Raw genomic sequence first — 11582 nt, 5'->3', positions numbered from 1 at the left:
ACCGGTTCGATTCCGGTCCTCGGCAAATGAGCACCCTTAGCTCAACTGGATAGAGTACCTGACTACGAATCAGGCGGTTAGAGGTTCGACTCCTCTAGGGTGCATGTAAACAATAATACGGGAAGTAACTCGGATTGGTAGAGCTCAAAGTTTAGCTTTGAGGTTGCGGATGAGGATTTGCGAAGCAAATCTACTTAGCAAGTACTCTACAGCTGAGATACAACCGAATTTATAGTTACGGGAAGTAGCTCAGCTTGGTAGAGTACTTGGTTTGGGACCAAGGTGTCGCAGGTTCGAATCCTGTCTTCCCGATATGGCGGTGTAGCTCAGCTGGCTAGAGCGTCCGGTTCATACCCGGGAGGTCGGGGGTTCGATCCCCTTCGCCGCTATGTTTTTTAGTATCGATCTTGCTTGGACCTTTAGCTCAGCTGGTTAGAGCTCTCGGCTCATAACCGAGTGGTCGTAGGTTCAAGTCCTACAAGGTCCATATTTGGAGGATTACCCAAGTCCGGCTGAAGGGAACGGTCTTGAAAACCGTCAGGCGTGTAAAAGCGTGCGTGGGTTCGAATCCCACATCCTCCTTGTTTTAAGAATAGCGCGGGATGGAGCAGCTAGGTAGCTCGTCGGGCTCATAACCCGAAGGTCGTAGGTTCAAATCCTGCTCCCGCAATTTGGCTCGGTAGCTCAGTTGGTAGAGCAATGGATTGAAGCTCCATGTGTCGGCGGTTCGATTCCGTCTCGCGCCATTTCTTTTATAAGCGGGTGTAGTTTAGTGGTAAAACTACAGCCTTCCAAGCTGTTGTCGCGAGTTCGATTCTCGTCACCCGCTTTGAACTTTTATGTTCAAGATACCAAGTTTTTAACTTGGGCGCGTAGCTCAGGTGGTTAGAGCGCACGCCTGATAAGCGTGAGGTCGGTGGTTCGAGTCCACTCGTGCCCATAGGAGAATTACTCAAGAGGCTGAAGAGGACGGTTTGCTAAATCGTTAGGTCGGGTAACCGGCGCGGGGGTTCGAATCCCCCATTCTCCGTCGTGAAAGTAAGGTTGGGATTTTATCCTAGCCTTCTTATTTTATCCTTTTTTAGTGGTGGATGTATGAAAAAATTTCGCATGTCAAAAACAGTTCTCCTCACAGGTTTAGCTTCGATTCTTGTCTTGGGATTACTGTTTTTTTCTTACTCTTCAGTCATTGTTCAGCAAACCAATCGAGGTGTTGCTTTTCTGAGTCGTTTACTGCATCTGCCTTTTGGGGCTTTGCGGCAAGCGGAAACAGATTTTTCTAATTTATTTTATGCTTATGAAGAAAATCAGGACTTAAAGCAGCGTCTCTATGCCATGGATGAGGAAGTGAATCAGGTTGACTCCCTTAAGAAGGAGAATGAAGAATTGCGGCAACAGTTAGGTTTGCAGTCCCAGTTTAAGGACCGCAAAGTCATCCAGGCAGGGGTTATCGATCGTCTACCAGCTACTTGGTCTAATCGGTTAGTGATTGATAAAGGTTCACAAGATGGGCTTGTCGAGAATATGTATGTCGTTGCTCATGGTGGACTCGTGGGTCAGGTTTCGGAAGTTTCTGACGAAACCAGTGTTGTCTCCCTCTTGACTTCGGAACAAGAACCTTTAGCGATTCCTGTTAAAATCAATACAGGTTCTAAAGATATTTTTGGAATTATTAAGTCCTATGATCCGGTACAGCAGCTAGTAACGGTGAGCCAGCTCAACGCTTCGGATGAGATTCCAAAAGGGGCTCGTGTGATGACGTCTGGTTTGGGAAATATGCCGGTGAAGGATATTCCTTTGGGGCAAGTTGAGTCCAGTAAGCAGAATAGCAATAACTTAGAGCGTGAAGTCTACGTTAAGATGTCCGCAAGCAGTTTAGATTTTTCAACAGTTAGTGTGGTAGGTCAATAATGAAAGCAGTCTGGAATCTTTTTCAAATCCTTGGTCTCTTTCTCTTGCTTTGGTTTGTAGACCAGCAATCCTCCCTATTCTTGTCCTATCTGATTCCTAGTCACTGGTATCCTGTGTTTCATGCTAGTCTGATTTTCTTGCTCTTTGCTTCGGTTTTTTATTCAACCTTTACTTTATTAGGGGCAAGCTTGATCGCCGGTTTTCTTATGGATAGTTATGTCTTCCATTCCATTGGCATTCTTTTTGTACTGTTGCCTCTCTGCGTTCTCTTGGTAACGAGTTTGAATCGTTTGTTTTTACGAAATACCTGGACCATTCTACTCGCAACAGTTCTCCTCATCAGTCTTTTTGAAAGTCTCTATTTTGGGGCTGCCAGTCTTTTTGGGATGGCCAGTTTGAATTGGACGGATTTTGTGGCTCTGAGTCTTGCCCCTAGTTTGGCTGTTAATCTCCTTTTAAGTTTGTTGGCAACCCCTCTTTTTCGTTTTTTCCTAGCCAAATCTTGATTTCATTTGAAAAAAGATTTGAAAAGGTTTAAAATGGAAGAAGGGATAAAAAATGCGGAGGAAATCATGTCTTTTTCTGATTTAAAATTGTTTGCTCTGTCGTCAAATCAGGACCTAGCCAAGCGTGTGGCAGCTGCGATTGGCATGGAATTGGGTAAATCCAGTGTCCGTCAGTTCTCAGATGGGGAGATTCAAGTAAATATTGAGGAATCCATTCGTGGAAAACACGTTTACATTCTTCAATCTACCAGCTCACCGGTTAATGATAACTTGATGGAAATCTTGATTTTGGTAGATGCTTTGAAACGGGCAAGTGCGGAGTCGGTTAATGTGGTCATGCCTTATTATGGGTATGCTCGCCAAGACCGGAAAGCGAGAGCTCGGGAGCCGATTACATCTAAACTTGTGGCAGATATGTTGCAAGTAGCAGGAGTTAACCGTCTGTTGACCGTTGATTTGCACGCAGCTCAAATTCAAGGATTCTTTGATATTCCAGTGGACCATCTGATGGGAGCTCCATTGATTGCGGACTATTTTGAACGTCGTGGCATGGTTGGCGATAACTATGTTGTGGTGAGTCCAGACCATGGGGGTGTTACGCGCGCACGGAAACTGGCAGAATTCCTACGGACACCGATTGCCATTATTGACAAACGTCGTTCCGTTGACAAGATGAACACCAGCGAGGTGATGAATATCATCGGGAAGGTTGAAGGTAAGACCTGTATTCTGATTGATGACATGATTGATACAGCGGGAACCATTGCCCACGCTGCAGACGCCTTACAAGAGGCGGGAGCAGTTGAGGTGTATGCTAGCTGTACCCACCCTGTCTTATCAGGACCAGCCATGGATAATATCCAGAATTCAGCCATTAAGAAATTGGTCGTTTTGGATACGATCTATCTTCCAGAAGAGCGTTTGATTGACAAGATTGTTCAAATCTCAACCGCAGATCTTTTGGCAGAGGCAATTATTCGCATTCATGAAAAACGTCCTCTATCGAGTTTATTTGCTTTGAGTAAGAATAAGTAGGTAGCAGAATGATATAGTCTTTTTGTTTGCTTTTAGTACAAGGCAGCGAGTCGCAGACAGCTCAAAATCTTGAGGAAGATTTTGAGCTTGCTGATAAAACTTTTGAAGAAAGTTTCAATGAAGTACGGCAAGACGAGCTAACACAGTAATAAAAGATAAACGAAAAGATTATAAAAGAAAAGGGGCTGGCTCAGCCCCTTTTACTATTTAGGTAGGTGCTGATGGAGACAGTTCAATCCAAAGGTTTGGTTCTTTACAACCGTCCCTATCGGGAAAAGGACCGACTGGTGAAGATTTTTACAGAGAAGGCTGGGAAGCGGATGTTTTTTGTCCGTAATGTGGAGAAGTCCCAGCGTTTGGCTCAGATTCAGCCTTTGGTGTTTGGGGACTATATTCTGAAACTTCGGGAGGAAGGTCTGGGCTATATTGATGAAGTCAGTGTGGAGACGTCCTATCCTAAGGTTCAGGGAGATATTTATTCCCTGGCCTATGCGTCCTATGTTTTGGCTTTAGCGGATGCCAGTATTCAGGATGGGCAAGCGGATCCAGCTCTTTTTCAATTTGTGACCAAGACCTTGGAGTTGATGGAGGAAGGTCTGGATTACGAGGTATTGACCTTGATCTTTGAGATGCAGATTTTGGACCGTTTTGGGACACGTTTACTCTTGTCGGAGTGTTGCTTCTGTCATCGGATAGGTTTGCCCTTTGACTATAGTTTTGTCTATGACGGGGTGCTGTGTCCCGAACATTATGCTCAGGATGTCCATCGTGCTCACTTTAATCCCAACAGTCTCTTCCTTCTTGAGCGGTTCCAGGCTGTTTCCCTGGAGGAATTAGAGAGCATCCGTTTATCCACTGAAACCAAGGCTGACTTACGTCGGACCCTTGATACTTTTTACCAAGAATATGTCGGCATTCACTTGAAGGCCAAAAAATTTCTAGATTCCCTGGATGAGTGGGGGAGTCTGTTGAAGGAGAGAAAATGAAACGTATTGCCATTGATGCTATGGGAGGCGATGCTGCGCCTCAGGCTATTGTTGAGGGGGTTCTACGGGCCCGTGATGAGCTATCCGATGTGATGTTTCAATTGTATGGGGATCAAGATCAGATTCAACCGCTCATTGAGAATAGCGATCGGATTGAGATCATTCATACTAAGGAAAAAATTGAAGGGGATGATGAGCCAGCTCGGGCTATTCGGCGTAAAAAGGATGCCAGCATGGTCCTCGCGGCCAAGGCCGTCAAGGAAGGGCAGGCAGATGCTCTTCTATCAGCTGGAAATACCGGTGCTTTGTTAGCCTCATCTTTCTTCATTATTGGTCGGATTAAAGGAATTGACCGGCCTGGTTTGTTGACGATCTTGCCAAGCAAAAATGGTCAAGGCTTTGTCATGATGGACTTGGGGGCGAATGCGGAAAGTACAGCAGGGCATTTGGAGCAATATGCTCTCATGGGCTCCTTCTATGCCAGCCAGGTTCGAGGGATCCAAAACCCTCGAGTTGGGCTGCTCAATAATGGATCCGAGGCCGGTAAGGGAGATCCCCTCCGCAAGGAAGCCTATCAACTCTTGGAAGCTCGTGAGGACCTCAACTTTGTAGGGAACGTTGAAGCGCGGGATCTTATGGATCAGGTAGCTGATGTAGTGGTGACAGATGGATTCACTGGAAATGCAGTCCTTAAAACCATGGAAGGAACAGCCTTGGGCATCCTTAGCCAACTCAAGTCTACCATCCTAGCAGGTGGCCTACGAGCTAAGTTGGGAGCCTGGTTGTTAAAACCAAGCCTCAAGGAAATGCGGCAGAGCCTAGACTATACGGAAGCTGGAGGCGCTATGCTCTTTGGTGTCAAAGCTCCTGTTGTCAAGGCTCACGGATCTAGCGATGCCAAATCCATTTACTACACCCTCAAACAAGTTGCTACTATCTTGGATAGCCAGATTGTAGAACAAACTAGGGGAGTCTTCCAAAGGGAAGAAGAATCAGTATAGAATTGAAAAAGGTTTTTGGGAGGTAGATCCCGAAAACCTTTTTCAATTTGGTACCAATATTTTTCGATGACTCAATTGTGCAATCATTATCAATCAAAATCATCAGTATATTTTTCTAGACGATTTATAATAAAATAGTAAAAGAAAAGTTTAAGGAGAAGAAATGAAAAAGACTTTGCTTGTTAGTAGTCTTCTACTAGCGCCTGCCTTGATCTATGCACAAGAGGTTCAAGCTGAGGAAAATATTGTAAATCCCCGTTCTTCATTTACTGACTATACCTCAGCTATTCAAGTAGCTAAGGATGAAGGGGTCATTCTGGCTCACGACCAACCCATAACTGTTTCTACAATTGGTGCCATCAGTCAAGTCTACAACCAATAAAGTAAAGAATTACAGGAGGCCACAAATCAGTATGCTCTTGAAAAAGCACAGTATACTTCTGATTTAGCCAATTATGAGGCTGCCCTGAAAGAAATCGAAAAACATCAACAGGCTGAAGAAAATCGTAAGAAAGAACAAGAAGCTGCTCAGAATAAATACCAACAAGAATTAGCCACTTACGAAAAAGAACAAACCCAATACCAACAAGAACTTGAAGCTTATCAAAAACAAGAACAGACAAACAAGCAGCTAAAAGAAAGTTACCAAAAAGAGCTAGGACAATTTGAAAAAGACCTAGCTGATTACCAACTCAAAGAACAACATTACCAAAAGCAAAAAGCTGAGCAAGAACAAGATCAAAAAAGCTTTCAAGGCAAACAGGCTCAATATGAAAAGGAACTAAGTCTCTATCAAGAAGCTGAAAAAGCCTACCAAGCGGCTCTTACAAAAGCTCAAGAAGATAGCCGAAAAGAAGGCTTTCTAAGTCAAGCCTATGCTCAATATCTCATTGCAAAGTCTGAACCAAATGCTAGTGTTCGATTTGAGGGTGTAAATTCCTTTATCAGCTCTAGTCATGATTTCGGTCCAAGCCTTGATGGAATTGCTGGAACAATAACCAATCTTCCACTGACTAGTAAGGCTGAACTATTTTCGGGTGTAGGTTCTGGCACACCGGCAGGAAGCGGTGATGGCTATGGAGTCATTCTTGAAAAGAATAAACCAATTCGAGTACTCTATAGCAATCTTGCCAATACATCCTACAATGGCAAAAAAAATCACTCGCCTAGACTACACCTACGAACTACTCTCCACTTTTGCGGAAGATGGAAAGGCTACTGCTTTTATCTATACCGATCCAACCAAAACGATTTATGTGGGGACACACGGAAATAATAAAGGTCAGATCGACTTTTCTATCCGTCAAACCATGACCTACTATTTCGAAGATGGCTCACCTGTCATCTTTGACAAGGATAAGACTGCCCTACTCTCTTTTGCTTCTCGAAATAATAGCTTTGAATTTGGAGAGCAAGAGTTGGTCCAATTGGAATCGAATCTGAGCTTTATTCCCATTACTGGATCTTCCGTCAGCGGAGAACAGGGGTACGTAGCTGCCAGAGGTAGTAATAATGCTAAGGCAGATGGTTCTAAATTTGACCGTTCTGAATGGGACCAAGATGGCCACCTCAATGAATATTATGGAGCTGGAGTCGCCCTTGTAACAGGGGGAGAGATTTCTTTTACATTTGGAATCCGCTATAATCCAAATGATATTAACCGTTCCGCAAACCCTAGTAAATTAAGAGATCGCTCTCGCCAATGGTTTACCGTCAACGCCGACATCAAAGCTAGCGGCCTCATCAACACAGAAAAACCAGGAAATCCACCTGTAGCCCCAACCAAACCAAATATCCTTAACAAAACACTAGAAGCTCCAAGTAAACCCACTAAACCCACTAAACCAACAGAACCTACTTATTCAGTCTCAAATAAACCGACAGCCCCTAAAAAGCCAATATTAAAAGAAATACCATCCCTACCTCCACTAGCTGTCAAAGCCATTAAACCGACACTTCCTAAAGCACCTGTCGTCTTTCTACATCAGGTTCTCTATAAAGTTCCACCGACAGCAATAACAATTAATAAGCCTAAAAAACCTACAATACCTACCAAAGCAAACAATCAACCAAAACCAAAACCAGTTAATTCTGTAGCAAAACCACGACCTACTAGGACCAATCCAGTTCCTACCAGAACCTACCCAGCACCAATTCCACAGTACAATCAGAGACCGCAAATCAATTACACTCCTACTTATTCCCCACCAACACCAGTTTATTATCCCTACTATGCTCCTACTTGGACACCAGCAAGACCTGCTAATCCAAGTACCCCATCATCCGCTCCACCTAAAAATAATCCTTCTGGGAAAACTGGCAAACCCCAAAAACCAGACAACAACAAACCGAAACCTGATAACGGAAATGATAAGAAAGGAAGAGAGTGGTTTGGGAAAAATACAGGATTCACTGATGAGGAAGTAAAAGCTGTACAAGATTATATTAAACAGACAGGAAAAGCAGCTAAAAAGCAACACCCCAATGATAAAGCTGCTTATAACCGAGATATTGCTCAATCACTTGCTCATAGCTCCTATAAGGACGATAAGCTACAGAAACTATTTAATATTTATTTAGAGAAGCCATTAGTAGAAAATAATCGTGTTCTACAAACTATTTCAAATACTCATAGAAATATTGAGGGAGATAAAGAATATCCACTTGATTTACCACATATGTTGACGACATTAGCTTCACTTGAAAAGCAAAATGGCGTATTTGACTATACTGCTTTTATTAAGCGTTTAGCTGTTCAGCCCTTAGTTAATCCATTCGCCAATCCCGCAACTCTTTTGTGGTCTGCTTTTAACCAGACTGATAGTGCGAAAAGGAATATTCTTCTTCAACAAAACTCTCTGGTTGGTGATTTATTTACCAATACAAGTGTAAAAGACTATTTGTCTGATATGGATGCAATTATTCTTGCCAGACATCCGAAATATAAGGATTTACCACTTGATGAACGACTTCTTCAGTACTATAGTCAAGATTTGACAACCAAGCGAACTCAGTTATTGTATGAAGTATATGGTTCTGATAAAACAACAGCTAAGCTTAATCTAGCTAGTGAGATCGTGTTTTCAACCTTAACTCTTGGAGGAGTAGGTCTAGGGCTTTATGGTATTTTTACAAAACGAGGCATTAAACATATTGGTGAAAATTTAGGCCTCCTAGACCAAGTTGTTTTTGAAGGATCTTTTGATCGTGCAAGCAAACATCCATTACAGACAGCAAAAAAACTAACTCAGCATGCACTAAAAAATACAGGCAACTTCCTTCAAAAAAATGTGTTTAAACCATTACAAAACACAGCGAACTCTATTAGGAGTACGATATCTGCTAGCATTGCAAAAGTAAAAAAAGCCTACCAAACTAGAATTGGTAAACCTGCTTTATCGATAGCGAGAAAGGCCGTCACATTAATCGCTCAAAAAACAGCACCACTTGTCAAAATGATGAAACAAGGTTCAAACACCATCCAAAATAAATTCATTAAACCAATTCAATATGCTGCTACTCGCAGAACTGTAAAATCAACTCCAACAGTTGCTAAACCAACAAATAAAGTTATGATGCCAGCAAAAAGAACAATTGCTCAACCTATTGCGAGAGTCGCCAAAGCTGTAGCTAAACCTATAGTTAGAGCAATTGCAAGAGCTGTTCCTAAACCAATAACTAGAGCAGTTGCAAAAGTTACCCAAATCTTTAAACCAAAACCATCTGCTAAAAGAGGTCGAAAAAGGAGATAAGGAAAATGAAGAAATTTGTAATTATACTGAGTATGTCCATGGTTCTTATTGGATCAATCTACATCTATATTCAATATAATCTAGACCGCTATTCTGTCTATTATGCTAGTCATATGCCTAGAAAAGAGGGTGCTAAACCTGAATTAGTTATGGCTTTGGAGAACATTTATTTTATTGATAAGCCAAATACTGAGAATGTTCATTTTGATGAAGCAGAAACATCTTCTATATATATAGATAAAAATGCTTATTTCACGTATTTTTATAAAGAGTATTATTTAGGAATGAGTAAAAAAAAATGGTCTCTATTTTTTCAATACTGATTCAACTGGAAAGTTTGTAAATTATTCATCCATAGTTGACAATAAAAATGAAGAGCCGCTAGGTAAAGAGATGTTACAAGAAATTGAGGGTATAGTAACTCCTGCAACTGAGGATCTTATTAAGGCTCAAAAAATTCCTACTATTAATCTTCAAGGGCTATTTAACCAAAAGTATGAGGCAAGATTTAACGAGTAGCCAGACTTGTTGATAATTGGTTTCTTATCTCTCTAAAAATCGCTTTATCTCACCAATCTTAAGCAGTCTTTCAAAGTCACTATCCCAAATGCAACCTGCAGGGGCAAAGGAAATGAAAAAATATTTGACAATATTTGGAGTGTTTATAATTCTTATTGGCTCCATCTATAGTTATATTCAATATAATCTAGCCCGCTATTCTGTCTATTATGCTAGTAACATGCCTAGAAAAGAAGGTGCTAAACCTGAATTGGTTATGGCTGTTGAAAATAAAAACTTCATCAATGAACCAAATGGTGATTATGTTCACTTTGACGAGGAACACGATCATACTATATATTCCCAATTTGTAAAATTAAGCTAGACACAAAAAGCGCTGCGGAAGGAAGTTAACTTCCCTCACTACTTCAGAACAAGAGTTTATTCAAACACATCTGGAACAAGATTGGAGTCTTGATGTGATAAAAGGTACTTATCCAGACAAGATTTCTTGCTCGATGAGAACACTTTATCGTTTAGCAGATGTCGGTGTTTTCGATAAGAAGAACTTTCCTTGGAAAGGTAAACGAAAACCGAATGGTAAGAAGGAAACACGTGGAAAGCAATCTTTCCGTAGAGACTTACGGGAAAGGGCTAGAGTCTATCCTGAGTTTGAGCAAGAATTTGGTCATCTTGAGGGTGACACAATCGTGGGAAAAAAACACAAAAGCGCAGTTATTACACTAGTAGAACGTTTTTCAAAAGCCATCATCACACTTAGAACCGATGGTAGAAAAGCAAGTGATATTGAATCCTCAATTGATCAGTGGTTATCACATCTTCCAAAGAATATCTTTAAGTCAATTACATTTGATTGTGGGAAGGAATTTTCAAACTGGAAATCCATTTCAAATGCTCACGATATCGATATTTTCTTTGCAGATCCTGGTTGTCCGGGACAGAGAGGTCTAAATGAACACTCTAATGGTCTATTGAGGCGACATGGCCTTCCCAAACAGATGGATTTCACAGGAATTTCCCAAGAATTTTTATCAGCTATAGCTGATAAAAGGAATAAAATTCCAAGAAAATCATTAAACTATCTCACACCATATCAAGTTTTACTGAGTCATATTAATAGTCTAGCTTAATTTGACAATCGGAGATTTTAATAACAACGCATATTTCACCAACAAATATGGAGGATACTATCTAAGAGTTGGTAAAAAAAAGGTCTATACTTTTACCACACTGATCTAAATGGAAAATTTATGACTTATTATTCTCCTGATGATTATTTGGAAGAAAAACCAATAGATAAAGAGATTTTACAGGAAATCGAGGATTTTCTAGCTCCTGCAACTGAAGATCTTATCAAGGCTCAAAAAATTCCTACTATTAATCTTCAAGGGCTATTTAACCAAAAGTATGAGGCAAGGTTCAATGAGTAAGCTGGCAATTCTTTGATGAGAGAAAGTCTCCCCTGTTGAAATTGAATAAAGACACGTAGATCTCTCTGAAGAAGGCAATAGATCTTTTCAGGGAGATTTGTCTGATTCTAGTAATAGAGCACGGAAAGAAACTCCAGGATTTGTAGAGACCCTGGAGTTTTCTTTAACCCGAATTATTCATACCCTGAATATCTTTGCGTAACTATCAAAAAAATCATCAGAAACAAGCAATAAACAATTGCAGTTCTGATGATTTTTATGAACGATCAAGCTTTTCTATAAATAAAGATGGGTCTGCTGTCTTACCACCCTAAAAAAGGGTAGACTCCGCCCTTGGTGCGACTCTAGATTTTTAAAAATGTATTCTATTTGATTCGGTATCCTAATTTCCTAACAAAGGAGGACTGGTATCCCTTACTGCATAGAGAACGGGGAGTGAGAA

11 protein-coding genes, 10 tRNA genes and 1 pseudogene are annotated in these 11582 nt (G+C 41.2%); all 22 read left to right on the top strand.

Annotation, left to right across the window (positions count from 1 at the left end):
* Positions 1–30 precede the first annotated feature (30 nt).
* The 22 genes and pseudogenes from I2503_RS07725 (at position 31) to I2503_RS07620 (ending at position 11140) form a co-directional block, all read left to right on the top strand.
* A tRNA-Arg gene (locus I2503_RS07725) sits at positions 31–104 on the top strand.
* A gap of 134 nt (positions 105–238) precedes the next feature.
* A tRNA-Pro gene (locus I2503_RS07720) sits at positions 239–312 on the top strand.
* A 3-nt stretch (positions 313–315) separates the two neighbouring features.
* A tRNA-Met gene (locus I2503_RS07715) sits at positions 316–389 on the top strand.
* A 24-nt stretch (positions 390–413) separates the two neighbouring features.
* Positions 414–487 (top strand) — tRNA-Ile (locus tag I2503_RS07710).
* Between the two features lie 5 nt (positions 488–492).
* A tRNA-Ser gene (locus I2503_RS07705) sits at positions 493–582 on the top strand.
* Between the two features lie 14 nt (positions 583–596).
* Positions 597–670 (top strand) — tRNA-Met (locus tag I2503_RS07700).
* A 3-nt stretch (positions 671–673) separates the two neighbouring features.
* Positions 674–746 (top strand) — tRNA-Phe (locus I2503_RS07695).
* A gap of 12 nt (positions 747–758) precedes the next feature.
* Positions 759–829, top strand: a tRNA-Gly gene (locus tag I2503_RS07690).
* Positions 830–866: 37 nt separating this feature from the next.
* Positions 867–940 (top strand) — tRNA-Ile (locus I2503_RS07685).
* Positions 941–942: 2 nt separating this feature from the next.
* Positions 943–1030, top strand: a tRNA-Ser gene (locus tag I2503_RS07680).
* A gap of 65 nt (positions 1031–1095) precedes the next feature.
* Positions 1096–1911: a rod shape-determining protein MreC gene (gene mreC / locus I2503_RS07675; RefSeq protein ID WP_196092418.1), complete on the top strand. Its 816-nt coding sequence runs from the start codon at positions 1096–1098 to the stop codon at positions 1909–1911.
* The gene (gene mreD, locus I2503_RS07670) at positions 1911–2417 is read left to right on the top strand and encodes a rod shape-determining protein MreD (RefSeq protein WP_196092419.1); all 507 of its coding nucleotides are present in this window, start codon (positions 1911–1913) and stop codon (positions 2415–2417) included. Before mreC ends, mreD begins: the two co-directional genes overlap by 1 nt.
* A 66-nt stretch (positions 2418–2483) precedes the next feature.
* Positions 2484–3452, top strand: a complete 969-nt coding sequence (locus tag I2503_RS07665) for a ribose-phosphate diphosphokinase (protein ID WP_196092420.1) — start codon at positions 2484–2486, stop codon at positions 3450–3452.
* Between the two features lie 221 nt (positions 3453–3673).
* Positions 3674–4438 carry a DNA repair protein RecO gene (recO, locus tag I2503_RS07660; RefSeq protein WP_196967570.1) on the top strand — a complete coding sequence of 255 codons (765 nt, stop codon included), beginning with the start codon at positions 3674–3676 and terminating at the stop codon, positions 4436–4438.
* Positions 4435–5439, top strand: coding sequence for a phosphate acyltransferase PlsX (gene plsX, locus I2503_RS07655; RefSeq protein WP_196967569.1), 1005 nt, complete (start codon positions 4435–4437; stop codon positions 5437–5439). Before recO ends, plsX begins: the two co-directional genes overlap by 4 nt.
* A gap of 163 nt (positions 5440–5602) precedes the next feature.
* Positions 5603–5821 carry a hypothetical protein gene (locus I2503_RS07650; protein WP_196092473.1) on the top strand — a complete coding sequence of 73 codons (219 nt, stop codon included), beginning with the start codon at positions 5603–5605 and terminating at the stop codon, positions 5819–5821.
* Between the two features lie 688 nt (positions 5822–6509).
* Positions 6510–9191, top strand: a complete 2682-nt coding sequence (locus tag I2503_RS07640) for a GbpC/Spa domain-containing protein (protein WP_196967568.1) — start codon at positions 6510–6512, stop codon at positions 9189–9191.
* A 5-nt stretch (positions 9192–9196) separates the two neighbouring features.
* Positions 9197–9514, top strand: coding sequence for a hypothetical protein (locus tag I2503_RS07635; RefSeq protein ID WP_196967567.1), 318 nt, complete (start codon positions 9197–9199; stop codon positions 9512–9514).
* 70 nt (positions 9515–9584) lie between these two features.
* The gene (locus I2503_RS09805; RefSeq protein ID WP_282097731.1) at positions 9585–9710 is read left to right on the top strand and encodes a hypothetical protein; all 126 of its coding nucleotides are present in this window, start codon (positions 9585–9587) and stop codon (positions 9708–9710) included.
* A gap of 112 nt (positions 9711–9822) precedes the next feature.
* Positions 9823–10074, top strand: a complete 252-nt coding sequence (locus I2503_RS07630; protein WP_196967566.1) for a hypothetical protein — start codon at positions 9823–9825, stop codon at positions 10072–10074.
* Positions 10073–10840 (top strand): annotated as a pseudogene (locus I2503_RS07625) (IS30 family transposase); the annotation flags it as partial. The gene I2503_RS07630 and the pseudogene I2503_RS07625, both read left to right, overlap by 2 nt.
* Positions 10841–10960: 120 nt before the next feature.
* Positions 10961–11140: a hypothetical protein gene (locus I2503_RS07620; RefSeq protein ID WP_196092444.1), complete on the top strand. Its 180-nt coding sequence runs from the start codon at positions 10961–10963 to the stop codon at positions 11138–11140.
* Positions 11141–11582 lie beyond the last annotated feature (442 nt).

It is taken from the genome of Streptococcus sp. NLN64 (assembly GCF_015831295.1).
In the GTDB taxonomy this organism is placed as follows: Bacteria; Bacillota; Bacilli; order Lactobacillales; family Streptococcaceae; genus Streptococcus.
The sequence above is the reverse complement of the archived record's forward strand: the minus strand, read 5'-3'. Positions and strand labels throughout refer to the sequence as shown.